Origin of the sequence: Henriciella marina DSM 19595, from assembly GCF_000376805.1 — a bacterium.
GTDB lineage: Bacteria > Pseudomonadota > Alphaproteobacteria > Caulobacterales > Hyphomonadaceae > Henriciella > Henriciella marina.
Map to the genome: position 1 here is coordinate 2,338,342 of NZ_AQXT01000002.1, position 26,365 is coordinate 2,364,706.

Consider the following 26,365-nt stretch of genomic DNA (forward strand, 5'->3'; position numbering starts at 1 on the left):
CACCATATTCAGCTGAGAGAAACCGAAAGGACGACCCCCATGTTCTTTACCAAAAAACCCGCCAAGCTTCCAGCAGAAGGCGAGGCCCTTCCCGGCCGGGAGCAACCCATCGCAACCTCCAGCCTTCATTTCGTCAATGGCAACGATATGACGGCCCCCATCCCTGATGGCTTTGAAGAGATTGTCTTCGGCATGGGCTGTTTCTGGGGCGTTGAGCGTATCTTCTGGCAGATGGACGGCGTCTGGGTCACGCAGGCTGGCTATGCTGGCGGCGAGACACGTAACCCGACCTATGAAGAGACCTGCTCAGGCCTGACCGGGCACACCGAAGTCGTGCGCGTCGTGTACGACCCTTCGAAAGTGACCGCGACCGACCTCATCCGCGCCTTCTGGGAAGGCCATGACCCGACGCAGGGCATGCGCCAAGGCAATGATGTCGGCACGCAGTACCGCTCTGCCATCTTCACCACGACCGAAGAGCAGGAGAAGATCGCGGCGTCCACGCGCGATATCTTCCAGAAGGCCCTTAACGACAGCGGCCGCGGCAATATTACCACAGAGATCCGCCCCCTCGACGAGTTCTACCACGCCGAGGACTATCACCAGCAATATCTCGCCAAGAACCCAAACGGGTATTGCGGGATTGGCGGCACGGGCGTCTCCTGTCCCATGCCAACAGGTGTCAGCGCCTGAGGCTTTTGCTAAGCGGGTCGCGTGACTGATTTCGTGACCCGCTTTGCGCCCTCTCCCACAGGCTTTCTGCATCTTGGCCATGCCGCGTCTGCGTTCCATGTCTGGGACGCAGCCAGGCGCGCGGGCGGTAAGGTGCTTTTGCGCATAGAGGACATCGACCAGACCCGCTGCCGGGCTGAGTACACTGCCGCCATCTATGATGATCTTGCCTGGCTTGGCTTTGAGTGGGCCACGCCACGCGTTCAATCCGAGCATTTTGACGAGTACGCGACCGTCGTTGACCGGCTCAGCGATCTTGGCCTCACGTATAGATGCTTTCGCACCCGCCGTGAGATCGCAGCAGAAGTCGAAGCCGCCGGCCTTTCGCCAGAAACACCTTTTACCGGTACGCCATTGCCCGCAGAGCTAGAGGCCAAACGCGTTGCCCAGGGCGCACCCTTCGCCTGGCGGCTCTCGCTCGAGAAGTGCCGCGCCTATCTTGGCGCTGATTATGACCGGTTGAGCTTTGAAACGCTCGGGCTCGATGGGACAAGAAGCGAGACCAAGGCCCAACCAGATCTTCACGGCGATATCAATCTGACACGGAAAGACGCGCCGACCGCCTATCATGTCGCCTGCCCGCATGATGATGCGCTGCAAGGCATCACCCATGTCATTCGCGGCACCGACCTCGAGGACGCCGCGCATATTCATGTCCTGCTGCAAAGACTGATGGGCTGGCCGACGCCGGTCTATACACATCATCCGCTGGTCATAGGCCCGGATGGTAAACGCCTCGCCAAACGCTTTGCCTCAAAAAGCCTTGCGAGCCTCCGCCAAGAAGGGCTAACGCCGCAGGATGTGAAACGGCTGGCTGGCGTCTGAGGTAGATTGAATGAATGAGACCGCAGAAAGCCGCCCGTGGCTCGGGCCACTCCTGCTGTTGATGGGCGGGCTTTGTATTGGCCTCGCGCCGATCGGTCTGCGTATGGGCCTCGACACGATGGGGCCGCAGGCAATCGCCTTCTGGCGCTACACATTCGCCATTCCCGTCCTGTTTGTCCTGCTGATTGGTATCGAGCGGCGCCTGCCAAAGCGGATCAACACCTATATCGTTCTGGCGGGCACGCTCTTTGCGCTGGATATCGCGCTCTGGCACTGGGCGCTGACGCTGACGACGGTCGCCAATGCAACCTTTATCGTAAACATGGGCAATGTCTGCGTCGGCTTCGTTGCCTGGCTGGTGCTGAAGGAACGCCCCAAGCCCATCTGGTTTGTCGCGGTGGCCGTCGCCGTTGCTGGCGCCGCCGCCCTCTCGCAGGGCGGCGGGTCTGATGGACAGGCCGACATTCGCGGCGACCTCATGGCCGTTGGCGCGGCGATTATGGTCGCAGGCTACATGCTGTTCTCGAAAATGGCGCGCAGCAAGCTCGGCGCAATGGACGTCATCTTCTGGCTGACCGTCGTCGAAGCGGGGGTGGCGGCGCTTGTTGTGCTCGCCTCCGGCGAATCATTCATCCCCGAAACGCCGCAAGGCTTTGCCGCGCCGCTATTCCTGGCATTCGTCGCTCAGGTCGGCGGGCAGGGTCTCATCATTGCGGGCCTCGGGCGCACCCCTGCAGCCGTTGCCGGCATTATCGTTCTGATCCAGCCGGTCTTTGCCGCCGGACTTTCCTGGCAATTGTTCGGCGAGTCGCTGACCGTCTTGCAAGGCGGCGGCGCGGCGCTCATCCTGCTCGGCATCTGGTTGTCGCAGGGCGGGGTAAAACGCCGGCGCCAGAATGCGGCAAAACCGTCACAAGCCTGAGCTAGAACACGCCCCTGAACAGGAGACCTTTCGCGATGACCAAGACCCTCTCTCCCAGCATACGCCCTCTGCTACTCGGCATGACGAGTGCGCTCGTTCTTGCCGCGTGCGCGGCCGCGCCGACGGAGCAGGACATTGCGGTCGCGCCAGCCGCGCCAATAGCGACCCAGCCGGCCGCTGTCCGCAACGTTGGCACAGTTCCCCAGCAGGCAGGCGATGACTATTACGTGGCCGCCTCCAGCGCGGTGAAGGCCCGTGCGGGAGAGAATTTTGTGCCACGCGCGAAGAATGTCATTCTCTTCGTCGGCGACGGCATGGGCGTTTCGACGGTGACTGCGGGCCGCATCTATGCTGGCCAGCAGACGGGTGTGGACGGCGAAAGCTACCGGCTCGCCATGGAGGGGCTGCCCTATTCGGCCTTCTCGAAGACCTACAGCCATGACGCGCAGGTGCCAGACAGCGCCGCCACAGCGACGGCGATGGTGTCCGGCATCAAGACGCTTTCCCGCACGCTCGGCCTTCGCTCCGGCATTGCCTATGGCAATTGCGCGTCTGTCGCCGGGCAAAGCACCGATTCGCTGTTCGAGATCGCAGAGAATGCAGGCCTTGCCACGGGCATCGTCTCAACCGCCCGGATTACGCATGCGACGCCGGCCTCGGCCTATGCTGAGAGCGCGGACCGCAACTGGGAAGACGACACCGAGATTGGCGGCAGCGACTGCGCCGACATTGCACGCCAGCTTGTTGAATGGGACGCAGGAGACGGGTTTGAAGTCGTTCTGGGCGGTGGGCGCGGCGCCTTCTTCCCGGCCTCGGCCATCGACCCTGAGACCGATGGACCCGCGGGGCGCAGACTTGACGAAGCTGACCTGACAAAAGTCTGGACGGGCCTTTCGCAAGACCATGTCTATGTCACCGATCAGGCCGGTTTCGACGCGGTTGATTTTGCCAGCGATACGCGCGTGCTTGGCCTCTTCGAGCAATCTCACATGCAGTATGAACTCGACCGCGCCGACGACCCTGCGGGCGAACCCTCGATCGCTGAACTGACAGAGGCCGCAATTACCCGTCTGTCGCAAGAGGAAGATGGCTACGTCCTCATGGTCGAAGGTGGGCGCATCGACCACGCCCATCACGGCGTTAACGCAGCGCGCGCGCTGGGCGATACGGCAGCACTCGATGAGGCTGTTCAGACAGCGCTTGAGCTGACCGATCCGAGCGAGACACTCATCATCGTGACAGCCGACCACTCCCATACGATGACCATCGCGGGCTATCCGGTGCGCGGCAACCCGATCCTCGGCAAGGTTGCCTATGGGCCGGGCGGTGTCGCGCGCGCCGAAGACGGCAAGCCCTACACGACGCTTGGCTATGCCAATGGCGAGACAGGGTGTGCGCCGGGCGAGGAAGACTGCGCGCGCGAAGACCTCACCGATGTCGACACGACGGACAAGGACTTCCAGCAGCAATCGCTGGTCTTCTCAGGCTCCGAGACACATGCGGGCGAAGACGTTCCTGTCTATGCCAGTGGGCCGGGCGCAGAGCTTTTCCGCGGCACGATCGAGCAGCATGAGATCTTTCATGTCATGGGGCTGTCGAGCGGCCTCGTCGCCTACGAAGACTGATCAGGCGCTTCGGCGAGGCGGCGGACGACGTCCGCAACCTCGCCGCCATGATCGTGATGCGGCATGTGGCCGGTATCCGGTAGTTTGACGAGTTCGAAATTATCGACCTCATTCTTGATCTTCCCGGCATGCAGCTTCGGGTCGATGACTGTGTCTTTTGCGCCTGAAAACAGGACGACCGGCATCTGAAGCTCGCCATAGCGGCTTTCCTGCGCGGCAAGCTCGTCCTGAAGCGCATTCATGTCGTCTGCATTGGCGCGAAAGTTGGGCGGGCGGAAAAGAAGCCCGGTTGCAGAGTCCGGATAATAGTCTTCAGGCGCCTCGCGCGGGTCGAAGACGCTGTCGATGCCGCTTTTGACCAATGACGGGCCGACAAGCGGGACAAGCTGGGAAAAGACCGGGCCGATCACCGGCGGGCCCGCCACCTGATTGTACCAGGCCTCACCGCCGCCGCCCCAGTCATGTGTCACGGGCGCGAGAAGCACGACGCCGCTGACAAGCTCTGGATAGTCGAGCGCCACGCGAAGCGCCACCGCCCCGCCATAGGAGTGTCCAACGATGACGGCTTTCTCATCGGGCGCAAACGCCTCTAGAATACCCGCCATCTGGGCGGCCTGAACGGCTAGCGTCTCTGCGGCTTCCGGGCGGCCCGAATAGCCATGACCCGGCCTGTCGGCCATCAGGACGCGGAAATGCTGCTCCAGGCGCGGGGCCAGCGTGAAGGTGAATTCCCGCGCATTGGCCGAGGCACCATGGATCATCAGCACCGGCGGGCCCTCGCTGCCTGCCTGGATAACGTGAACGGGCAAGCCGTTTACCTCGACGAGCTCGCCAATGGGCGGATGCCTTTCCTCGACATTATTGGTGTAGACAGCGCTATGCACGCACGCGCCGACACCGCCAAGCGCGAGCAGGATCAGAAGGCCGGAAAGGATAATTTTCAAAGCCCCTGTCCGTTCTGCTCCCGCTTGAGGCGCGATTGCGCGGCGCGGGCAACTTCGAGGGTGGGATGAATTTTCAGCGCCTCTCGATAGGCTGCCAAGGCTTCTTCCTTGGCGCCAAGCTCTTCGAGGATGCGCCCCAGGCCTGTCCATGCCCCGAAATGGCGCGGCTCCAGGCGAAGCGTCTCATTCACGTCGCGCAGAGCCTCGGACAAGTTTTCCTCCAACAGGAAGACAGAGGCGCGCCGGTTATAGGCTTCGGCATAGGCCGGCTGGATGGCGATAACGCGGTCGTAAAGCTCATGGGCAAGCTCAAGCTCGCCGTTCGACTGGGCCTCGACGGCCCGCTCCATGACAAGATCTGCCGCAGCTGACCCGCTTTCCAGCCAGGCGGCCCAGATATCGAGCGCGGTGCTCGTCGCAGCTTCTTCACTGGGCGCGGACTTCAGCTCTTCGAACATCTCGTCGCTCGGGCCGTATTGCGGCCCGCTGACAGAGATGACACTTGCGATGAAAAGCGCTTTCAGCATGCCCTTGAGTATGATCGTCGCTGCGGTCTCGGCAAGGCCCGATTGCGGCAATCAGGCGGCAGGCTGCAAAAGGCCTTCTTTCAGCAGGGCCGCTTCCAGTGTCGCCGCGTCCGTAAAATGGTATGCGCGAAAGCCGAATTCGCGCGCCGCCTCGACATTCTTCAGGCTGTCATCGATGAAGAACACAGTGCTTTTGTCTGGATGCCCCATGCGTTGATGGGCAAGCGCATAGATAGCCGGGTCCGGCTTGATCAGCTCTTCCTCACCAGAGACGACCACGTCGCGAAAGAGTTTCAGCATCGGGAATCGCTCGACCGTTTCCGGCCAGATTTCAGCTGACATGTTCGAAAGGGCGTAGAGCGGTAGCTGCGCTTCTTCGAGGCGCGCGATCAGCGCGGGCACGCCGGTGACATAGCCGTCAAACATTTCGAACCAGCGTTCGTGCCAGGCATCGATTTCGTCTGAATAGTGCGGGAAATCCTGCTTCAGCAGGCGCGCGCCTTCGGCAAAGGTCCGGCCCCGGTCATGCTCGACATGCCAGTCCATATTGCAGACATCGCGGCAGAAGGCCTGCGCCTCTGCTTCGGTCTGGAATATCTTGCGGTACAGGCGCAAGGGAAGCCAGTCGATCACGACATTGCCGAGATCGAAAAGCACAATAGCGCCAGACCCGGCAGAGGTTTCCCTGCCCGGCGCTGACGACGTCATCTTCTGCTTAACCCTGCTTTGCTTTAAAGCGTGGGTCGGTTTTATTGATGACGTAAGTGCGGCCCTTGCGGCGCACGACCTTGCAATCGCGGTGACGCGTTCTCAAGGATTTGAGTGAAGATTTAACTTTCATCGGACTGCCCCGGCGATCTTTGAAAACTCGTAAGGGGCGGCAGATACAGAATGGTCTATTCAGAGTCAACGCCGCTGACGCACTGCGACAGCAAAAGGAAGAAGCTAGTTATGACGCGTACCAACAGGGTTCTACAACGCTGGACACTTGCCGCAGGATTGGCCGCCTTCATCGGCGCCTGCGCCGCGACCCCGCAGCCAGCGCCGCAGACCGCCGCGCCGACTCCACCCTCTCAAAAGCCGCAGGCCGCACACACGACCGTGCAGGCGCCGGCAGAGAGCGGCGCCGCCTATAGCGCGCCGGTTCAACGCACGACAGTTGCATCGCCCGGTAACCCTCGCGGAACACCTGGCACGCCTGCCTTTTCTGGCCCCACAGGCCCTTTCACGCCAACCGGCAATGCAGACATGGACGCCTGGCGCCAGGACTTCGTGGCGCGTGCGACCTCGCGCGGCCAGAACCCGGCGCTTCTCTATGCCCTGCTGAAGGATATTCGCCCGCTCGACATCTATCTCGGACCGGACGACCGGTCTGAAGTTGCCAACCAGGCCGAGTTTTCCAAGGCAATCTGGGACTATCTGGCGACCGCCGTCACCGACAATCGTCTGGAAACAGGCCGGCAGAAACTTGCAGAGCTTGGTCCGGTTTTTGACCAGCTGGAACAGACCTATGGCGTCAACCGGGAAGCGCTGAGCGCGATCTGGGGCATGGAAACCAATTTCGGCGGCTATATGGGCGACTTCAGCGCCGCCAACACGCTCGCCAACATGGCCGTGGAAGGCCGCCGCCGGAGCTTTGCCGAGGGCGAGATCCTGGCGCTCGCAAAAATCGTCGAGAATGGCTATGCCCGGCTCGACCAGCTTGGCTCCGGCTGGGCCGGCGCGATGGGCCACACACAGTTCATGCCGTCGACCTATCTCTCCTATGCGCAGGATTATGACGGCGACGGCCTCGCCAATGTCTGGACCTCTTCGCCCGACGCGCTGGCGTCAGCCGCAAATTACCTGTCAGCCTCCGGCTACCGCTTCGACCAGCCATGGGGCATCGAAGTACTTGCCCCGCAGGGCTTTGACTGGGGAATGGCCGACGGGAATGACCGGCGCCTCTCGACCTGGATCGCTGAAGGCCTCAGCCCGATTCGCGGGGGTGGCTTCGGCGTTGACCCCAGCGACTATGCAGAGCTCTGGCTGCCGGCCGGTGCCACCGGGCCGAAATACCTGCTCTTCCGCAATTTCGAGGTCTTCAAGACCTATAACCGCTCCAACAGCTATGCGCTGGCGGTCGGGCTTCTGGCAAATGGCCTTGCTGGCCAGACCGGGCCGGTCGCCTCATGGCCGCGTGACATCGAACGCCTCAGCCTCGACCAGGTGAAACAGCTCCAGGCTGCGCTGAACCAGCTTGGTTACGATGCAGGCGGCGTTGACGGGATTGCAGGTTCGGGTACGCGCGCGGCGCTCCGGCGCTTCCAGCAGGCCAACGGGCTCGTGGCAGATGGCTATCCCTCGCGTCCTGCGCTCGACGCGGTCATGTCCCGCCTCAGAAGCTAGGCGCTAATCGTATATTTCCGGCTGATCATCGTCGTCCTGATAGACCTGATTGGCCGGAAAGACGCGGCGGGCAAAGAGCGCCATGACCAGAAGCACGACGCCCGCCCCAATGAATGGCGCGCTCTGATGGAAGTTCTCATACATCCATGGGCCAAAGAACGGGCTGACGATAAAGCCTGTGCCATTGGCCGAGATGACAAGCCCGGCGACATTGCCCTGCAGGCTTGACCCGACCGACAGGGACGCGCCGCTGGAAAAGCCCGGACGCGCCAGACCCTGGCCGATGCCGACAAAGAACTGGGCCAGGACCAGGACCGCAAACTCGTTCGTCGGCACGATCAGGAACGCGCCGACAGACAGGGTCAGGGCACCTGTAATCATAAGCGTGCGATTGGTCATCTTGAGGCGCGGAATGATGACGAGCTGCGAGATGAGCGTGCCGGCCGCCCCCACCGTATAGGCCGGGCCGGTAAACTGCATCGCCTCTGCGCCATCAACGCCGATCTTGTCCATGATGGCGAAAGCAAAGGTCTGCGTCAGCACGCCGGTCACAACCGACAGGCCGATGGCGAAGATCAGGTAAGGCATCACGCGCGGATCGCGCCAGAGGCCGTCGCCTTCCTTTTTACCGGTTGATTTGAGGCCCGCTTCCTTGCGCGGCGGTGTCTTCTCCGGCAGCCGCGTAAAGATGAGGAAGGAAAGCACCGCGGCCGCTGCACTGATCATGAAAACCGGTGTCAGCAGGCCGAACACAGCGCCCGCAGCGGCCGCGAAGGCAGGACCTGCCACAGCGCCAAAGCTGAAGCCCGATGTCAGCGATGCGATCTCTTCGGTACGTTTGTCGCGGCTTGTGCGGTCGGCGATATAGGCCTGCGCCGCCGGATTGGTGCCAGAACCGAAAAGGCCAAACAGGGTTCGCGACGCAAGCAGGCAGAAGAAGATGACCAGCGAGCTCTGCAGGTAGCCTGCCATGGCGAGCGCCGCGCTCGTACCAAAGAGCAGCATCGAGATTGAAAAGCCGAGCATGCCCAGTGCCGCGACGGGCCGCCTGCCCCAATCATTACTCTTGCGCCCCCAGAAGGATGACGTAATTGCCCAGAGCGCCGCCGACAGCGAGAAGATCGCCCCAGCCATCCAGTCCGGCAAGCCAAGGTCCCGTGACAAGGGCGGCAGGATCGCGCTGACCAGCATCGTGTTGCCTGCCCCGACAGCCAGGAGCGCAAAAAAGAGCAGCCGGAACGCGGGTCTGCGGTCCGGCCGGTCACGTCCAAGCTGTGGCTGCGGCTGATCTGTCATGTCTTCTCTTCGGCCTGGTCCGTTGAAAATTCAAGCGCATCCTTCGCGTCAGCCCGGTTTGTGCGGCGGCGGAAACCTTATTTAAAGCCTGACGCGCTAGGGCTATCGGCTGAACCCGTCCTCGGAGACATGAATGTTCCAGCTTATCGGCCTTGTCATGGTCGTCGTCCTCATTGCCGGTGCCCTCGCCTTTACGGGCAGCCCGGCCCTTTTCAGCGCGCTCCCATTCGAGCTGGCGCTGATCGGTGGGGCTGGCGTCGGAACGCTTGTGATTGGCAATTCGCCGCGCGTTGCTGGCGATGCGCTCGCCGGTATCCCCAAGGCCATGCGCGGCGCCAAATGGAAACGCGAAGATTATTCAGACCTGCTCAGTGGCCTCAATGATCTGATGAGCCGGGCACGGCGCGGCGGCATGATCGCGATTGAGGCAGATATCGAAACGCCGGAAACCTCTGGGCTGTTCACCAGCCGCCCCCGTCTTCTTGCTGATCGCGCGGCAACCTCGTTGATCACCGACAGCCTGCGCCTGCACGCCCTCAACCCGGGCGGCAAATCTCCCGTCGCGGCGCATCTTGAAGACGCGGTCGCCTCAGCCGCGCAGACCCGTCACCGCGCCGTTGGAGCGCTCAATTCACTGGCTGACGCGCTGCCCGCGCTAGGTATCGTTGCCGCGGTGCTTGGCATTATCAAGACGATGAGCCAGATTGATCAGTCGCCTGACGTACTTGGGCCGATGATTGCGACGGCGCTTCTCGGCACCTTCCTTGGTGTCTTCCTCGCCTATGGCCTCGTCGGGCCGCTTGCCGCCCGTTTCGGACAGGTCGTTGATGAAGAGATGCAGTATCTCGAAACCATCAAGACGGTCATCACCGCCTGGCATGAGGGCATTGCCCCGGCCACGGCTGTTGAGCTGGCGCGTGCCGGCCTGCCGGTTCACCTTCGTCCGTCCGTGGAAGACATCGACGGAACGCAGGCCAATGTCGAGCCTTTCCCGGTCCGCCGCCGCGACCGCGTCGCCTGAACGGGCTGACTAAATTCACACCCCGACTCGTATTTGCATACCGGCAGCCCTAGTTTCTCCCGACATCCAGAAGGCAGCCGGAGTGCCTGCATGTCCCGTTTCGACGAATTGAAGGCCATCGCGAAGACCTATCAGGATCTTGCGGCGGAGAATTATGCGCGCGTGCGCCAGCTCGCCGAAGAAGTGCGCGGCGGCTTCTGCGATTATCTCGATGCGTCCGATGGCATCTGCGTCCAGCTTGTCCCACCGGTTGGCGAGTTCCAGCCCAAGCCCTATGGCGATAAGGCCTTTTCCGTGCCGCCAAAGGGCTTTCGACCTCTCGGACCGGTTGCTTTCGGCCTCGCTGTTCGCGTCACCGGCGGCACTGACTGGATTCGCATCACGACGCAGTGCCAGAAGATCGGGGATCGTTTTGTTCTGGACATTCAAGGCGGGGAGTCCTTTACGCTTGACCTTCCGCTAACCGAACAGGACTCCACCCGCCTCTTTGATTACCTTTTCAATCATCTGAAGACCTGGTTCCAGGCGACGATGGATCATTACGAGGCAGGCGATTACGGGACCCGCGAGATCGGTTTCGACTTCTCGCGCGACGACCCCGAAGCTACGGCCTGAACCGCACGGACCCCGAAAAACCTATGCCTGATCTGAACCTTATTCTTGCTGGTACGGGCTCTGAAAGCCTGATTTTCGCCTGCGCGCTCATCGGTGCACTTGGTCTCGGCGCCCAGTGGCTGGCCTGGCGTATCCAGGCACCGGCCATCGTGCTCATGGCGCTTGCTGGCCTTGCCGCCGGCCCGGTCTGGCAGCTTGCCTTCGGCGAACCGCTACTTAATCCGTCTTCCACCTTCGGAGATCTCCTCCGGCCGATTGTCTCCTTGTGTGTCGCGGTCATCCTGTTCGAAGGTGGCCTGATCCTGAAATTCCAGAACCTGCGCGATGCTGGTGCGGCCGTGCGCCGTGTGGTGTTCTTCGGTGGTCCGCTGGCGTGGTTCTTCGGGTCGTTGGCCGCGCGCTACGCCGCTGGCCTCGACTGGGCAAGCGCGATCGTGTTTGCAGGGGTGATGGTCGTGACCGGCCCGACAGTGATCATGCCGCTATTGCGCCAGTCAAAACTCTCCGGACGCCCGGCGCAGTTCCTGAAATGGGAAGGCATCGTCAACGACCCGATCGGCGCCCTCTTCGCCGTATCTGCCTATGAGATCATCCGCGTTGCCAGTCAGGGCGAGTCGATGCTGGGCGCTGGCCTCTGGGTCCTTGCGGCGGCTGGCATAGGTGTCGCGCTTGGTATCGTCTTCGGTCTTGGCATGTCTCGGGCCTTCCGCAATGGCTGGACACCCGAATACCTCAAGGCCCCGCTTATCTTCGCGTCGATCATTCTCTGCTACGCGCTGGCTGAGCAGGTCGAAAAGGAAATCGGCCTGGTCGCGGTCACCGCCTATGGCATGACGCTCGCCAATTCGAAGCTGGCAGACCTTTCTGAACTTCGAAAGTTCAAGGAAGACATCGCCGTCCTCCTCGTGTCTGGCGTCTTCGTCATCCTGACGGCGGACCTCACCCCGTCGACCATCATGTCGGCGCTCAACATGAACACGCTGATGTTCCTTGTGGTCATGCTGTTCGTGGTTCGCCCGCTCTCTGTCTGGATTGCCACGGCAGGCACGCTGAACCGCAAGGAAGCCTTGCTTCTCGGCTGGATCGCGCCGCGCGGTATCGTCGCCGTCGCGGTCTCCGGTCTCTTCGGGTCGCTGCTTGTCGACCTCTCGCGTGAAGGCCGCTTCTATTTCTCCGGCGCTGACCAGATTGTGCCGCTTGCGTTCGCGATGGTGTTCACGACGGTGGTCCTGCACGGTTTTACCATCGGCCCGCTTGCCAGGAAGCTCGGCCTTGCCCGATCTGAAAAGCCGGGCGTGCTTCTTGTTGGCGCGAATTCATGGAGTATCGAATTCGCAAAGGCACTCAAATCGGTGAAGATCGATGTCATCGTCGCTGACAGCAATTACCGGCGCCTGCGCCCGGCCCGCGAGGCAGGTCTTGATACCTTCCTCGGAGAGGTCCTCTCAGAAGACGCTGAAATCCGGCTCGACCATTCGCGCTTTGCAACCGTTGTCGCGCTCTCCACAAATGACAGCCACAATGCGCTGGTCTGTAGCCAGTTTGCGCCTGAAGTTGGCCGCCACCGCGTTTACCAGCTATCCCTGTCCGAAGGCGACGAAACCGATGACAAGTCGGTTGGCTCCTCGGCGCGCGGCCGCACACTCATCCGCCGGGGCCGGACATATGATGGCCTGATCCGGGACCAGTATCGCGGCTGGAATTTCTCGCGCACGCGCCTCACGGAGAAGTACACGCTGGAGCAATATATGGCCGAGCGCCCCAAGGGAGATCTCGTTGGCGAGATCCGTCCGGATGGGACGCTGGTCCTGCTTGGCCCGAGCCGTGAGGCCCGGGGCGGGGAAGGCGCGACAATCATAAGCTTCGCGCCTGATCACCAGCCGCAACCAGCTGCGCCTGCAGAAGAGCCAGCCACATCAGATCCGAAGGTCGATGAACCTCAGAAAACCTGACGGCTACACCGAGACCGCGTGAAGCGCGCGGCCATGCGTGCGCAGCCACTTGCGCTCTGCCTTCCAGCCAGGACAGCACGTAGAGACGTGCGCCCAGAAGCGCGGGCTGTGGTTCATTTCCAGCAGATGCGCGCATTCATGGGCGGCGACGTAATCAAGGACGCTCGCAGGCGCCATGATGAGCCGCCAGGAGAAGGCAAGTCCGCCATCGGAGGTGCATGAGCCCCAGCGCGAGCGTGTATCCTTGACGCTGACACGGCGCGCCGCAACGCCCAGGGCCGCGCAATGACGCTCCACGGCCTCGGAAAGATCCTCTCGCGCGGCCTTCTTGAGAAACCGCGCCGCCCGGCGGCCTGCGGTTTCTGGATCACCCGGCAGACATAGTGTCTGAGGATCGCCGGGCTCAAGGCTCGCGCGCCGTCCCGGCCCCTCTACGCAAATGGTACAAGGCGCCCCGCGCAGGCTGAAAACAGCGCCGGGCTGAAGACCCGTCAGCGCCGGAAGCTGCGCCAGGCGCGAAACGATCCAGTCCCGCCGCTCACTGGCAAATCGGGCCGCCGCTTTTACGTGTCGTTTCGACGGGGCGACCGCCACGGCTTCGCGCCTGGCCTCGTCCAGCCTCAAGATCAGGCGTTTCGCACGAGGATTGATCTCGATGCGCACATTGATGTCTTCGCCCTCTGGCGAGGTCAGGGTGAGGCACTGGTCTTTATCGACAAACATGATAAGTCTCGGGCTGCGGTGCGATGAGCATTATCGTTACTAAAGACACTAGGGAAACCCATCATGAAATATCTGCTTTGCGGGGTTGCAGCTGTTGCTGTCCTTACCGCGTGCGACCAGACAAACGCCTCAGCACCAGAAGAAATTGGCGAAATCAGCCTGCGTGAAGGCGATGCGGCTGAAGCGCCGGACGTGATTTCCGCAATGATGCTGACCAATTCCGGTGACGGCGTCATTGCGTATGAAACCAAGGAAGTCGATGGCGCTAACGCCACCTTCACGAACGTCACGCTGGCAAGCGTAGAAGGCTTCACCGCCGACTCGCTGGTCTTCGAAGGCCTCGACATGGTCGAGGGCCAGGCTTCCTTCTCGCGCATGAGTTTCAGCGGCATCACGATCAATGCCCCGGAGGCGGCGGACACCACCTCTGTTGGCGTGGGCGAGATTGAACTCATCAATCCATCCCCCGCCCTTTCGGCCTGGGTTGCGTCCTCCATGGGCACAGGGGAGCCTGCTGACTTCCCGGCTGTCGAAGACATCTCGTTCGACGCGTGGGCCGTTTCAGACGTTGCCGGTGAATTCTCCGGTACAGACGCCGAGGGCACCTACACGATCGGCTCGATCCAGATGCGCGACGTTGAGGACCAGCGTGCCGCGTTTGCAGAACTGACCGGCATCACATTCGATCTCGTCGACGAAAACGACATGGCGTTTGAAGGTGGCCTCGACTCCGTGACGGTTTCCGGCGCCGATCTCAGCTTTCTGAAAGCCATGCAGGAAAATTCAGGCGACGAGGATGGTATGGTCGCAGCCCTTATGGGTGTGGCGATGAACAATCCGATGGAGCCTGGCTATGACCGGTTCTCGCTGGACAATCTGTCCTTTGAGGGCGAGGGCATGAGCTTCGCGATGCCGTCGATGGATGCCTATGTCGAGCGTAATAGTGACGGCGAGCCTGTCCGTTACGTCGTCGAGCCGCTCAGCATGACGCTAGACGCCGACCCCGATGGCGGTGAGATTGGCCAGAGCCTGTCGCAAAGCCTCAGCATGGTCGGCTACGAAAACATTGAGCTTCGGGCTGCCAGCATCAGCAATTACGACCCGGAAGCCGACATTGTCGAATTCGAAGCTGCCGACAACTATTTTGAACTGGTTGATGGCGCCCGCTTCTCCTATGGCGGTGAATTCATCGGTTACGCTGACTTCAATCAGCAGCTGATGGCTTCCATGGACATGGAAAACCTTTCGGAAGGCGACGAGCCAGACCCGATGGTGGTCCAGGAGGCTCTCGGCGCGCTTGAGATCGGCAAGTTTGAGCTGCGCATCACCGATGACAGCCTCGTTGACCGCGTCTTCAACGCAATCGCTACCCAGCAGGGCCAGGACCCTGAGCAGATGCGCAATCAGGTCGCGCAGATGATGGGTATGGCCCCGCTTATGGCGCAACAGTCCGGCATCGATACGGCGATCGCAACGGAGATCGGGACGGCGCTTTCCTCCTTCATCCAGGATCCGAAGACGCTGACCATCATGGTCGCGCCTGACGAGCCTCTTTCGATGGCGAGCCTCGCAGAGATGGAAGATCCAAGCATGATCACCAAGGATTATCTCGGCTTCTCGGCGACCAACGAATAGTCGGCGCACCAGACGACAAACGCATCAGGCGCGCCCTTTGAACTGAAGGGCGCGCCTTTTCTTTTGGCAAGCGAGAGCGCATATCTGGCGCCCATGAAACTTGCTTATTTTGGAGATGTCGTTGGTAAACCGGGCCGCGCTGCGGTGATGGATTACCTGCCCGGCCTGCGGCGTGACCTGCAGCTCGATTTCGTCGTGGTGAACGGTGAAAATGCGGCGGGCGGCTTCGGCCTGACCGAATCCATCGCGGGTGATTTCTTCAATGCGGGCGCTGACTGTCTTACCCTTGGCGATCATGCCTGGGACCAGCGCGAGGCAATGACATATATTGCGCGCGAACCACGCCTCCTTCGTCCTGCCAACTACCCTGCCGCCGCTGGTGCGCCCGGAAAAGGCGCACATGTCTTCGTGCTCAATGACGGCCGGAGGGTTGGCGTTGCCCAGCTGCAGGGCAATGTCTTCATGAAGCAACAGCTTGAAAACGCATTCCAGCATGCAGACCGCGTCCTCGACGATATGCCGCTCGGCCTCGCGGTCGATGCGATGATCGTCGACATCCATTGCGAAGCGACCAGCGAGAAAATGGCGATGGGCCATCATTGCGACGGGCGCGCCAGCCTTGTCGTTGGCAGCCACACGCACGTGCCCACAGCCGACATCATGATCCTTGAAGGCGGAACCGGCTATCAGACGGATGCCGGCATGTGCGGTGACTATGACAGCGTCATCGGCATGAAAAAGGAAAACTCGGTTCAACGCTTTGCGACCCAGCTGCCCGGAGACCGCTATGCGCCCGCGCTCGGCGAAGGCACGCTTTGCGGGGTCTATGTAGAGACAGACGACGCCACCGGCCTTGCAAAACGCATTGAGCCAATCCGCATTGGCGGGCGGCTGGCTGAAGCGATCCCCGCGAACTAGAGGCGCGAGGCCCTGGCCCAACGGCCTTTAGACTTGCTTGTCATTACAGGGCCCTGCATCCATAGCTTTAAAATTCGCGGTGGCTGCTTTATCCCCACGCCACTGACATCAGATCATTCCAGCTTTGCGAGGGTTTCATGGCCGGACATTCGAAATGGGCCAACATCCAGCACCGCAAGGGCGCGCAGGACAAGAAACGCGCTGCCCTCTTTGCGCGCCTGTCCAAGGAAATCACGATTGCGTCGAAACTCGGCGGACCCGACCCTGACGCCAATCCGCGCCTGCGCCTTGCGATAAACAATGCGCGCGGCCAGTCCATGCCCAAGGACAATATCAAGCGCGCGGTCGACAAGGGCCAGGGCGGCGCTGGCGAAGAATATTTCGACATCCGATATGAAGGCTTTGGCCCGGGCGGCGTTGGCATCATCGTCGAGGCCTCGACCGACAACAAGAACCGCGCAGCGAGCGAGATCCGGTCTGCCTTTTCAAAGAATGGCGGCAATCTCGGCGAGACAGGCTCTGTTTCCTTCGGCTTCGAACAGGTTGGCGAGATCCAGTACCCGGTCGAGGCTGGCGATGAGATGGAAGTCATGGAAGCGGCGATCGAAGCCGGTGCGACAGACGTCGAGACCGACGAAGAAAACCACTGGATTTATACAGAGCGCGAGGACCTTACAGATGTCGCCTCGACGCTTGAGGGCAAGTTCGGCGAGGTCGAAGCCAAGTCCACCCAGCTGATCTGGAAGCCGCAGAACAATGTGCCGGTCGAGGGCGATCATGCCGACACGCTGATGAAGCTGCTCGATGTTCTCGATGAGCTCGATGACGTCCAGAACGTCTATGACAACTCCGAGCTTTCGGACGCCGAAATCGAGCGTCTCTCCAGCTAGCGCTCACGGATTTACCTGAGAGGCCTCACGCAACTTCACCATTGCGTGAGGCCTGCAGTGCACGTCTCGAAATAGACAGTTCGGCCTCCATATTCCGGGCAAATCACACGTTTACCCCTGGGAATGCCCAATGAAATTTTCTCAAACCACAATCGTCGCCATTGCGGCTGGCACCCTCGCGGCCGGCGGCGCATTCGTCTGGAGCGCCATGGCCGAAGAAGCCAGCACCCTGCCGCCGCCAAGCGCGAATGTCCAAACCGCCATCTTCGCAGGCGGCTGTTTCTGGTGCACCGAAGCCGATTTCGACAAGCTCTCCGGCGTTGTCTCAACCGTTTCTGGCTATACGGGCGGCACAGTCGACGATCCGACCTACCGGCAGGTTACGCGGGGCGGGACGGGTCATTATGAAGCGGTCGAAGTCAGCTATGATCCAGCCAAGGTGAGCTATGAAGAGCTGGTCGACTACTACTTCCGTACCATCGACCCGACTGACCCCGACGGTCAGTTCTGCGACAAGGGCGCAAGCTATCGCACCGCCGTCTTCGTGGACGACGCTGAAGAGCGCGGCGTCGTCGAGGCCGAGATCAAGGAGATTGAGGACGCTGGAACGCTGCCAGCCCCGGTCGTCACCAAAGTGCTGGACGAGCAGACTTTCTGGCCCGCTGAGGATTATCACCAGAACTATTACCGTACGACGCCCGTAAAATATCGCTTCTACCGCAATAGTTGCGGGCGCGATGCGCGTCTGGAAGACCTCTGGGGCGACGCTGCAATGCGGCTGCCAGACAGCGCGGGCTAGCAGAGCTCACAGCCTTTCGGATCACGAATTTTAAAAAGCCCCGCAGTGCTGAAACTGCGGGGCTTTTCTGATTTTGAGGTAAGAGCTTGGCGTCTAGCGCTCGTCTTCTTCCTCATCGGCCGGGTCATCCAGCCGGAAGAGCCGTGGGCTCAGCCTGACATTCGTCTCGATATCCTGCAGCGCCACACGCGTGACCTGACGGTTCGCATCGAGGGCGCGCCAGCTCATCAGCTGGTAGCTCGCCGGATCGAAATAGAGCGTGACTTCGCCCTCTGCCTCGCCGGACCGGTCCTGCATCGTGATGGCAATCTCGCTTGGCGTCTTGCGCACATCGGTGACGCGGGCTTCGGTTTCGAAATCCAGCTCATCGTCGAGGATGAGCCCAAGCGGCGTCGATGCCAGCGGAACGCGGTCAACCGTTTCAAGGTCGCTGTCTTCCATCGCCACGGTCGTGCCATTTGCGACGATCAGGATCGGTGTCGGCTCGTCATAGTCGAACCGCATCCGTCCGGGGCGCTGAAGGGCAAAGTCACCTTCAGTGTACGCCCCATTCGGCGAGACCTGGGTGAACCGACCGCGCGCGGTCTCTGCTGCCGACAGCGACGCGGCCGCCGCCTTCAGGATGGCGCGCCGTTCGGTTGCTGAAACCGCATTGGAGTCGGCTGCCTGCTGAGCCGTTGGGGTCTTTTCGGCACGCGGCGGCACCGGATCTGGCGCAACGCCCGTCACAGGCACCTCTGCGCTGGTCTCCTGCGCAAGCACCAACTGGGCAGGTGCCGGGCTGGCGACCTGTGTCGCAGCTGCGGGCGCGCTTATTGCGCTGGCAGTACGCCAGGAAAGCTGCGGCTGGGCCGCAGCGGAAAAATCTGTTGTGAGCGCGAACGGACCGGCTCCGAAAGCGAGGATGGCCGTAAGCGTCGGGAATAGAGGCGTCATGCTCGTTCTCCTGTCTTGGCCATGAAACATAGGTCCCTGAGGGGCCGCAAAACAGGGCTGAATTAAGGTATTTCCGCCGCGTTTCGTTGTGCCCGGTTCAGGTCAGTACGCTCAGTCGGACGGCGTGTCCCGCGCCAGGATTTCTCGCTTGCCGGCATGATTGGGCGCGGAAATCACGCCTTCCTCTTCGAGCCGCTCGATCAGGGTCGCAGCCTTGTTATAGCCGATCTTCAAACGGCGCTGGATGTAGGAGGTCGAGGCGCGCTTGTCGCGAATGACGATCGCCATGGCCTGGGCATAGAGGTCATCATCGCCGTCACCGGTCGAAACACCCAGCATCGCATCCATGATGGCGCTGCCGGTTCCGCCTTCATCGGGCTCTTCCAGAATGTTTTCGTTATAGTCGGGTTCGCCCTGTTCTTTCAGCCAGCCAACCACGGTCTCAACCTCTTCATCCGACACGAACGGACCGTGTAGACGCTTTGTTTTCACGCCTGCCGCCTGATAGAGGAGGTCGCCCATACCCAGCAGCTGCTCAGCGCCCTGCTCGCCCAGAATGGTGCGCGAGTCGATTTTGGTTGTCACCATATAGGAAATCCGCGTCGGGAAGTTCGCTTTAATGGTGCCGGTGATGACATCGACGGATGGCCGCTGCGTCGCCGTGATGAGGTGAATGCCAGCTGCCCGCGCCATCTGCGCCAGTCGCTGGATACAGCCTTCGATCTCCTTGCCCGCAACCATCATCAGATCTGCCATCTCGTCGATGACGACGACGATGTTCGGAATATGCTCGATCGACAGGATTTCGGTTTCATAGGCAGGCTTGCCGCGCTCATCATAGCCAGTCTGGACCTTGCGGGTGAGCTGCTCACCCTTCTCGCGGTAGCGGGCCGCCTTCTCGTTAAAGCCTGCAAGATTACGGACGCCTGCCTTCGACATCAGCTCATAACGGCCTTCCATCTCCCGTACCGTCCATTGCAGGGCGTTCACTGCCTTTTTCGGGTCGGTCACGACAGGGGCCAGCAGATGCGGGATGCCCTCATAGATCGACAGCTCCAGCATCTTGGGGTCGATCATGATGAAACGGCACTGTTCCGGCGTCAGCCTGTAGATCAGCGACAGGATCATTGCATTGACCCCCACCGATTTACCCGAGCCGGTCGTGCCCGCGATCAAGAGGTGGGGCATCTTCGAAAGATCCACCACGGTCGGCGTACCGCCAATATCCTCGCCAAGCGCCATTGGAAGAGGTGACTTGTTGTTGGCGTAGGCCGACGCAGACAAGAGCGAGCGCAGGTACACGGTCTCGCGCTCATCATTCGGCAGTTCGATGCCGATGGCATTCTTTCCCGGAATGACGGCAACACGCGCCGACACAGCGCTCATCGAGCGGGCAATGTCATCGGCAAGTGAGATCACCCGCGCCGATTTGACCCCGGCAGCAGGCTCAAGCTCAAAAAGGGTGACGACCGGGCCAGGGCGTACTTCCTTAATCCGCCCGCGGACGCCAAACTCGCGCAGCACTTCGGCAAGCCTGTTCGCCTTGGTCAGGAGGCTGTCTTCGTCGATGGAACTGCGGCGTCCGGGCGGAACGCCGAGAAGGTCGAGAGCGGGAAGGCGGCTCGCGCGCTTGCGTTTGCCGCTCTTGGTCGTAATCGGTTCAGCCGGTTGAGGGGCCTGCCTTTGTGAAACTTTCGGTTTGGTGACGGCGAGCGGAAGATCGTCTTCCTCTTCCTCATAACCATCCTCATCATCAAACTGAGGCGCCGCGCCAAGGTCGGCCATCCGGTCATCATGACCGTAAGCTTCTGGTTCTTCTTGGCCGGAACGACGGCCAGAGAAGAGGCCGCCAAAAAGCCTGCCGATACCGTTTGCGGCACTGCCCACGCGGCCCATGGCGCGTCTGCCGGAGCTGCTCGCGGCCGACTGGATGAGACCGGCATCGCCGCGCCTGAAACCAAGCGCTGCGGCTCCCAGCAGGAAGGCACCGATGCCAAGGGCAAGGCCGGCCAGAAAAGCTGGCGCCGGCAAGAGCAGCGCCTTGAAAGGCACAACGACCAGCGAAAATAGACTGTCACCGACAAGCCCGCCCATGCCGGTCCAGAATGGCCAGGAGGCAGGCACCGGAAACGCAGATAGCATCGCAGCGAGCACAGGAATGAAGGCCGCGCCAAACATCCAGCGCCGGATACGCGGCGCCCCTATCAGCACCGCGCGCATGGCCCCGCCAATCATCAGGCAGAGCCCCGCCATCCAGGCCGCAAAGCCAAATGTCTGCAAGGCAAGGTCCGCCAGGATCGCGCCTGTATTTCCGAAGAGATTGCTGACCTCCAGCGCCGTTGCAGCATTGAGGCTCGGATCGGTGGGCTGATGGGTGCCGACACTGCCGCAGATCAGAACGCCAAGCGCGAAGGCGGCCGTGCCTGTGAGGATGCGCCAGGCCGGATCGGAGACTTCGCGATTGGCGGCGCTTGGGGTTTCTGCGGTCGTCGTGGCCATGGGGTGAACTATTCCGTCAGCTCCGGGTCTTTGATGAAACTGACAGCTGCGCATTAACACTCAGCAAACAAAGGACGGCGCCGCGCACATGGCACATTGGTCTCCACAACAAAAAATCCCCGGCCAGTTGCCTGGCCGGGGAAGTCTGGGAGGAAACGCTTCAAAAAGAAGCGAGGTATTCAGCCTTAGCTGAATTCTGGATAGGCCTCGAGGCCAACTTCGGTCTTGTCCATGCCGGCGATTTCCTCTTCCTCGGTAGGACGGACGCCAACCGTTGCCTTCAGCGCGATCCAGACGATCGCAGAAGCAATGGACACGAAGATTGCGCAGGCAGCGACGCCGACGAACTGGCCGAAATAGCTCGGATTACCAGCTTCGTTGAGGCCGATGTCATTTGCGTAGGACAGAGGGACGATCATCGTGCCCCAGATGCCGCAGACAAGGTGAGCCGGAATGGCACCGACGACATCATCGATTTTCAGCTTGTCGAGCAGCGGCACGGTGACAACCACCAGACAACCACCAATCGCACCGATGAGGATCGAAAGCCCCATCGAAGGCGCAAGCGGCTCTGCCGTAATCGAGACGAGACCACCGATGGCACCATTGAAGGCCATGGTTGCGTCGACTTTGCCCTTGTAGAGGATCGAGGTCAGGGTCATCGCACCAAGCACACCGCCGCATGCAGCCATGTTCGTGTTGGCAAAGATGTTTGCGACAGAGTTGATGTCATCAAACGTGCCGGCAGCAAGCTGCGAGGCGCCGTTGAAGCCGAACCAGCCGAACCAGAGGATGAAGGTACCCAGCGCCGCGAGCGGGATGTTCGAGCCCGGCATCGGGTGGACGGCACCGTTTACGTACTTGCCAGCGCGTGGGCCGATGATGATGGCACCGACGAGTGCAGCCCAGCCACCGGTCGAGTGAACCAGCGTGGAGCCTGCAAAGTCAGAGAACGCAAACTGCGAGTCCAGTGCGCCGCCGCCCCATTCCCAGGACGCCACGATCGGATAGATGAACGCCGTCAGAACCGCCGTGAAGATCAGGAATGGCCAGAGCTTGATGCGCTCTGCGACCGTACCCGACACGATTGAGGCGGCCGTTGCGACGAAGACCATCTGGAAGAACCAGTCAGATGAAGCAGCGTAGGAATTCTCCATGCTATCTTCCGGTTTCCAGAAAAAGTCCGGCATGCCGATCCAGCCGGCGATCGTTTCGCCTGGATAGGCCATGCTATAGCCGACAAGCCAGAACATGATGCCCGCAACCGAGAATAGTGCTACGTTCTTCATGGACTGCATGGCCGCGTTTTTCTTACGCACCAAGCCTGCTTCCAGCATACAGAAGCCAGCCGCCATGAACATCACGATAATGCCGCCGATCAGGAAGAGATAACTGTTGTCGACATATGCGCTGGTATCGAATGCGTCCTGCGCTGAGGCGCTTAGCGCCAGGGAGGCCACGACCGGCATAGCCGCTAGCCCCCGAATTGCCCTTTTAACCATGCTGTTCATGCCCTTCTCCCATTGATTGGTATGACGGGCTGACTAAAGGCGCTCGCCTCAACAACAACCAGCGCGGCGGGCTCGCACCATTATGACGCTCTGAGCTTTGACTAAAATTCGTGCACGCTGCGGCGCAAACGCCCGCTTCTGCGTCACCTCTGGACCAGAACGCGTCTCACACTTACCTAGAGACACCATGACCGACATCGAGACAGAGATTGCCATCATTGGCGCGGGACCCGCGGGCGGATCGCTCGCGCTTGCACTGGCACAGGCCGGATTCGACACGATCCTTGTCGATGCGCGCGATCCTGCCGCCGCCCCGCGGGAAGACACCCGCAACTTCGCCGTGGTGACGGGCAGCTGGCGGTTGCTCTCTGCAATCGGCATTGCTGACAGGATCGCCGGGCAGACCCAACCGCTACATGGTCTGGAAGCCGTTGATGGCGGCACTCACTGGTTCGGCGCGCCATCGGTTCTTTTTGGCGATGAGGATCTGATGCACCGGTCCGAGGGCGAAACTCTCGGCCATATGATCCAGGCCCCGGTGCTTCAGTCCGCGCTTGATGAGGCGATTGCCGCTGAGCCGCGCATTCGCGTCATGGCCCCGGCCCTCTTCAAAACCTGCGAGCCTTCCCCGGGCTTTGTTAATGTGCAGCTGGAGGATGGCAGCCAGATCAAGGCAAAGCTGCTGGTCGGCGCTGATGGCGTGAATTCGCCCGTTCGTAATGCGGCCGGCATTACGGTCGAGGGCCGCGACTATGGCAAATCTGTCTTCGCGGCCAATGTGACCCTGTCGCGCCCGCATGACGGCATTGCCCGCCAGCTCTTCACCCCCGAAGGCCCGTTCGCGACCCTGCCCCTGCCGGGCGACCGCGCAAATCTCGCCTGGTACATGAAGCGCGGCGCGCCTGAAGCTCTCGCCAAACTGCCCCCAGAAGAGGTCGAGGCTGAACTCGATCACCGCTTTTCCGGCTTTGCAGGCGAGATGAAGATCGACGGCCCAATGGGCAGCTATCCGCTGATCCTGCAGATTGCCGAACACATGGTGGCAGATCGGGTCGCACTGGTTGGCGACGCAGCCCGCCGGATCAATCCGCTGGCAGGACAAGGCCTCAATCAGGGCTTCCGCGATATTGCCGCCCTGCATGAAGTGCTGGTCGAAAGCGACCGGGCCGGGCTCGATATCGGCGCAGCGCAGTCGCTTGGCCGCTATGAGACCGCGCGGCGCTTCGATGCCAATTCGGCATCGCTCGCACTCGACGCAATCGACCGGCTCTTTTCCAATGACAGCATGCTCACCAAGCCAGTCCGTACGCTTGGTCTTCTGGCAGCAAGTGCCCTCTCGCCAATGCGCCACCGCCTTGCGGCGCTGGCCAGCGCCTCTTCGCCTGACCTGCCGCCCCTGATGCAGTCGCAGTCAGACCTTTCGCCTCTCTAGGCCTGCGAAGCGCCAAGGTCTCGCAGATGCTGCCAGGTATAGAGCCCGCTTGAATGGCCATCGCTGAAGTGAATGCGGACCGCATATCGCCCGATCGGGTCTGCGGCAGTCACGCTGATGTCGTTCGGGACAGGCGGCTGCGGCGGGCGCGGGCCTGCGCCATGGCCTCGCACTTCGGCAGATGGGCTCTCTTCGCGCAGACGCTTATAAGGGATGCTGGCTTCGAAGCCGTCTTCGAATCTGATGGCAAGCTCAGCAGCGTTCTTTCGGAACCGCAGCTCCTGCGGCCAGGGCATCACACTCATGACCCGGCGCTTTCATCGAGGACCCGCGCCTCGCTTTCCAGCATGATGGGCAGGCCGTCGCGGATCGGATAGGCGAGCTGCGCCCGCTTCGAGACCAGCTCCTGACGCTCGCGGTCATAGACAAGCGGCGCCCGTGAGACAGGACAGATCAGCTGCTCAAGCAGGCGTGGGTCGGTCGCTGTCGCGCGCGTTTCGGTGTGGTCAGATTTATCGCTCATTGCAGGGTCGATGAATCATCGCCCGACGTGTCCATGTCAAGCAATGCGATGAGCGCGCGGCACCGCGCGGACACCGTCTCGGCTTCCAGCAGGGCCTGCTTTTCCATCGCCGCAAACGGACAGCCCGCCGCAAGCGCATGGACCAGCGTCTCGATCGGCGCCGTCTCCACGGCATCCCAGTCGACCTCCATCGAATGCGTCGCCACATATTTGCGAAGCGCGGAGGCCAGTCTTTCACGGTCCGGCAGGCCAGAAAGATCCGGCTCCTGCAGATCTTCCGCGAAAGCGGACCAGTCGGCGCTCACCTGTCTGTAGGGCGTTCGCACATCCAGTTCGCTGCGGACACTGAACCGGCAGATACCCGTCAGACTGATCAGATAGCGGCCATCTTCGGTTTCGGAATAGCTCGTCAGTCGGCCGACACAGCCCACTCCAGCAAGTTTCGGATGAACCTTGTCCTGCGTCGCTGGCTGGATCATGCCTATCAGGCGAGAGCCGGACATCGCGTCATCAATCATGTTGAGATAACGCGGCTCGAAGATATTCAGGGGCAGCGACCAGCGCGGGAACAGCAGCGCACCCGACAGTGGGAACACTGGTATCGTTTCCGGCAGGTCTTCGACCTTCCTGTAGCCATGCCTTGTCATGCGTCAGGGCCTTTCCCGTTCAGACAAAGGACATGGCTCGCAAGGTATCGAAGTCGAGGCCTCAGGCGAACATCAGTGACGACAGGCGCCTGCGACCCTCAATAGTGGCGGGGTCTTTCGGCCCTGCAGCTTCGAACAGTTCGAGCAGCTTGGCCTTCGCCTTGCCCTCTTCCCACTGAAGGTCGCTCGACAGGATCTTCAGCAAATGGTCAGCCGCTTCCTTGTTCTTGCCGCGCCCCATCAGAGCCTCGGCGAGCTCATAGCGAAGCGCGTGATTACCCCGGTCATTGGTGACCTTTTCGAGCAATACATCCAGCTCGCTATCCTTTGGCGCATCCGCCATCAGATCGATCGCCGTGCGCACGCTCTTGATGGCCGGGTCCATCTGGCGGTCAGGGCCAGCCATGTCGAGGATCTGCGCGGCGCGCTCAGGGTCATCATTTGCGAGATAGCAGCGCGCCAGGCCGACAATCGCCGGGATGTTCTTTGGCTCACGCTCGATGATCGCGCCATAGATCTGCGCGGCCTGACCGGCATCACCCGCCTGCAGCAACGTGTCTGCGTGCTCGATAGCTTCCTTGATCTGCTGGCCTTCATCAGTGCCGCCGAGCAGCTTTTCGACAAACTGCTTTAGCTGGCTTTCCGGCAGGGCGCCCTGGAAGGCATCGACCGGGCGGCCATTGTCAAACGCAAAGACGGCCGGGATCGAGCGCACGCCAAGCTGGCCAGCCACGCCCGGATTCTCGTCGATGTTGACCTTGACCAGCCGGACCTTGCCCTGCTGCTCATTGACCACCTTCTCAAGAACCGGCGTCAGCGATTTACACGGGCCACACCATGGGGCCCAGAAATCGACGAGCACCGGCGCCTCTTTTGAAGCCTCGATGACGTCAGCCATGAAGGTCTGGTCCGTCGCGTCCTTGATATTGCCGCCGGCGCCGCCAGCTGGTCCGATCGTGATATCTTGCATGTCGCTTTCGCCTTTCGGGCGGTTTTCTGGAATTT

General features: G+C 61.3%; 26 protein-coding genes. 13 read left to right on the forward strand and 13 right to left on the reverse strand.

The features are described from left to right. The first annotated feature begins 39 nt into the window (after positions 1-39). From msrA (F550_RS0111550) to F550_RS0111565, 4 genes are read left to right on the forward strand one after another with little or no spacing between them, the layout of a single operon-like run. Positions 40-693: a peptide-methionine (S)-S-oxide reductase MsrA gene (msrA, locus tag F550_RS0111550; protein WP_018148717.1), complete on the forward strand. Its 654-nt coding sequence runs from the start codon at positions 40-42 to the stop codon at positions 691-693. Between the two features lie 21 nt (positions 694-714). Next, positions 715-1,557 carry a tRNA glutamyl-Q(34) synthetase GluQRS gene (gene gluQRS / locus F550_RS0111555; RefSeq protein WP_018148718.1) on the forward strand — a complete coding sequence of 281 codons (843 nt, stop codon included), beginning with the start codon at positions 715-717 and terminating at the stop codon, positions 1,555-1,557. A gap of 10 nt (positions 1,558-1,567) precedes the next feature. Beyond that, positions 1,568-2,479 carry a DMT family transporter gene (locus tag F550_RS0111560; protein WP_018148719.1) on the forward strand — a complete coding sequence of 304 codons (912 nt, stop codon included), beginning with the start codon at positions 1,568-1,570 and terminating at the stop codon, positions 2,477-2,479. Between the two features lie 35 nt (positions 2,480-2,514). Next, positions 2,515-4,104: an alkaline phosphatase gene (locus F550_RS0111565; RefSeq protein WP_018148720.1), complete on the forward strand. Its 1,590-nt coding sequence runs from the start codon at positions 2,515-2,517 to the stop codon at positions 4,102-4,104. Here F550_RS0111565 and F550_RS0111570 read toward each other — a convergent pair. The 4 genes from F550_RS0111570 to ykgO are packed head-to-tail and all read right to left on the reverse strand — an operon-like array spanning position 4,092 to position 6,416. Next, complete coding sequence (locus tag F550_RS0111570) at positions 4,092-5,048, reverse strand: alpha/beta fold hydrolase (RefSeq protein ID WP_018148721.1); 957 nt, start codon at positions 5,046-5,048, stop codon at positions 4,092-4,094. The two genes, F550_RS0111565 and F550_RS0111570, sit on opposite strands and share 13 nt — an antisense overlap. Further along, positions 5,045-5,626, reverse strand: coding sequence for a tetratricopeptide repeat protein (locus F550_RS0111575; RefSeq protein ID WP_018148722.1), 582 nt, complete (start codon positions 5,624-5,626; stop codon positions 5,045-5,047). The genes F550_RS0111570 and F550_RS0111575 overlap by 4 nt, the downstream gene beginning before the upstream one ends. Further along, positions 5,627-6,283, reverse strand: coding sequence for an HAD family hydrolase (locus tag F550_RS0111580; RefSeq protein WP_018148723.1), 657 nt, complete (start codon positions 6,281-6,283; stop codon positions 5,627-5,629). A 7-nt stretch (positions 6,284-6,290) separates the two neighbouring features. Then, a complete protein-coding gene (gene ykgO / locus F550_RS18975) occupies positions 6,291-6,416 on the reverse strand; it encodes a type B 50S ribosomal protein L36 (RefSeq protein ID WP_083910979.1) in 126 nt (41 codons plus the stop codon). A gap of 110 nt (positions 6,417-6,526) precedes the next feature. Between ykgO and F550_RS0111585 the strand changes: the two genes are divergently transcribed. Then, positions 6,527-7,963 (forward strand): lytic murein transglycosylase, encoded by a 1,437-nt coding sequence (locus F550_RS0111585; protein WP_169332267.1) that lies wholly within the window; start codon positions 6,527-6,529, stop codon positions 7,961-7,963. Between the two features lie 3 nt (positions 7,964-7,966). Here F550_RS0111585 and F550_RS0111590 read toward each other — a convergent pair whose 3' ends face one another. Continuing rightward, on the reverse strand, positions 7,967-9,259 hold the full coding sequence (locus tag F550_RS0111590; protein ID WP_018148725.1) for an MFS transporter: 1,293 nt from the start codon (positions 9,257-9,259) through the stop codon (positions 7,967-7,969). Positions 9,260-9,392: 133 nt separating this feature from the next. On the opposite strand from F550_RS0111590, the gene F550_RS0111595 reads away from it, so the two are divergent. The 3 genes from F550_RS0111595 to F550_RS0111605 all read left to right on the forward strand — a co-directional run bounded on the left by F550_RS0111595 (position 9,393) and on the right by F550_RS0111605 (position 12,847). Further along, positions 9,393-10,280, forward strand: coding sequence for a motility-associated protein (locus tag F550_RS0111595; protein ID WP_018148726.1), 888 nt, complete (start codon positions 9,393-9,395; stop codon positions 10,278-10,280). A 90-nt stretch (positions 10,281-10,370) separates the two neighbouring features. After that, positions 10,371-10,895: a hypothetical protein gene (locus F550_RS0111600; RefSeq protein ID WP_018148727.1), complete on the forward strand. Its 525-nt coding sequence runs from the start codon at positions 10,371-10,373 to the stop codon at positions 10,893-10,895. A gap of 23 nt (positions 10,896-10,918) precedes the next feature. After that, complete coding sequence (locus F550_RS0111605; protein WP_018148728.1) at positions 10,919-12,847, forward strand: cation:proton antiporter; 1,929 nt, start codon at positions 10,919-10,921, stop codon at positions 12,845-12,847. A gap of 3 nt (positions 12,848-12,850) precedes the next feature. Here F550_RS0111605 and F550_RS0111610 read toward each other — a convergent pair whose 3' ends face one another. Continuing rightward, positions 12,851-13,570, reverse strand: coding sequence for a M48 family metallopeptidase (locus tag F550_RS0111610; RefSeq protein WP_018148729.1), 720 nt, complete (start codon positions 13,568-13,570; stop codon positions 12,851-12,853). 63 nt (positions 13,571-13,633) lie between these two features. Between F550_RS0111610 and F550_RS0111615 the strand changes: the two genes are divergently transcribed. From F550_RS0111615 to msrA (F550_RS0111630), 4 genes are all read left to right on the forward strand, one after another. Continuing rightward, positions 13,634-15,205 (forward strand): hypothetical protein, encoded by a 1,572-nt coding sequence (locus tag F550_RS0111615; RefSeq protein WP_018148730.1) that lies wholly within the window; start codon positions 13,634-13,636, stop codon positions 15,203-15,205. Positions 15,206-15,298: 93 nt separating this feature from the next. After that, a complete protein-coding gene (locus F550_RS0111620; protein WP_026180732.1) occupies positions 15,299-16,123 on the forward strand; it encodes a TIGR00282 family metallophosphoesterase in 825 nt (274 codons plus the stop codon). A 137-nt stretch (positions 16,124-16,260) separates the two neighbouring features. Then, positions 16,261-17,013 (forward strand): YebC/PmpR family DNA-binding transcriptional regulator, encoded by a 753-nt coding sequence (locus F550_RS0111625; protein WP_018148732.1) that lies wholly within the window; start codon positions 16,261-16,263, stop codon positions 17,011-17,013. Between the two features lie 130 nt (positions 17,014-17,143). Beyond that, on the forward strand, positions 17,144-17,812 hold the full coding sequence (gene msrA / locus F550_RS0111630) for a peptide-methionine (S)-S-oxide reductase MsrA (protein ID WP_018148733.1): 669 nt from the start codon (positions 17,144-17,146) through the stop codon (positions 17,810-17,812). A gap of 93 nt (positions 17,813-17,905) precedes the next feature. On the opposite strand, the gene F550_RS0111635 is transcribed toward msrA (F550_RS0111630), so the two are convergent. The 3 genes from F550_RS0111635 to amt all read right to left on the reverse strand — a co-directional run bounded on the left by F550_RS0111635 (position 17,906) and on the right by amt (position 22,758). After that, positions 17,906-18,748, reverse strand: coding sequence for a LolA family protein (locus F550_RS0111635; protein WP_018148734.1), 843 nt, complete (start codon positions 18,746-18,748; stop codon positions 17,906-17,908). A 111-nt stretch (positions 18,749-18,859) separates the two neighbouring features. Beyond that, the gene (locus tag F550_RS0111640; RefSeq protein ID WP_018148735.1) at positions 18,860-21,247 is read right to left on the reverse strand and encodes an FtsK/SpoIIIE family DNA translocase; all 2,388 of its coding nucleotides are present in this window, start codon (positions 21,245-21,247) and stop codon (positions 18,860-18,862) included. A gap of 185 nt (positions 21,248-21,432) precedes the next feature. After that, a complete protein-coding gene (amt, locus tag F550_RS0111645; RefSeq protein ID WP_156807927.1) occupies positions 21,433-22,758 on the reverse strand; it encodes an ammonium transporter in 1,326 nt (441 codons plus the stop codon). A 187-nt stretch (positions 22,759-22,945) separates the two neighbouring features. Between amt and F550_RS0111650 the strand changes: the two genes are divergently transcribed. Continuing rightward, positions 22,946-24,190: an FAD-dependent monooxygenase gene (locus F550_RS0111650; RefSeq protein ID WP_018148737.1), complete on the forward strand. Its 1,245-nt coding sequence runs from the start codon at positions 22,946-22,948 to the stop codon at positions 24,188-24,190. Here the strand turns inward: F550_RS0111650 and F550_RS0111655 are convergent. The 4 genes from F550_RS0111655 to trxA all read right to left on the reverse strand — a co-directional run bounded on the left by F550_RS0111655 (position 24,187) and on the right by trxA (position 26,330). After that, a complete protein-coding gene (locus tag F550_RS0111655) occupies positions 24,187-24,495 on the reverse strand; it encodes a gamma-butyrobetaine hydroxylase-like domain-containing protein (protein ID WP_018148738.1) in 309 nt (102 codons plus the stop codon). The genes F550_RS0111650 and F550_RS0111655 overlap by 4 nt on opposite strands. Beyond that, positions 24,492-24,713, reverse strand: coding sequence for a Trm112 family protein (locus F550_RS17695; protein ID WP_018148739.1), 222 nt, complete (start codon positions 24,711-24,713; stop codon positions 24,492-24,494). Before F550_RS17695 ends, F550_RS0111655 begins: the two co-directional genes overlap by 4 nt. Next, positions 24,710-25,360, reverse strand: coding sequence for an LON peptidase substrate-binding domain-containing protein (locus tag F550_RS0111665; protein WP_018148740.1), 651 nt, complete (start codon positions 25,358-25,360; stop codon positions 24,710-24,712). Before F550_RS0111665 ends, F550_RS17695 begins: the two co-directional genes overlap by 4 nt. Positions 25,361-25,421: 61 nt before the next feature. Continuing rightward, complete coding sequence (gene trxA, locus F550_RS0111670) at positions 25,422-26,330, reverse strand: thioredoxin (protein ID WP_051076869.1); 909 nt, start codon at positions 26,328-26,330, stop codon at positions 25,422-25,424. Between the last annotated feature and the right edge of the window lie 35 nt (positions 26,331-26,365).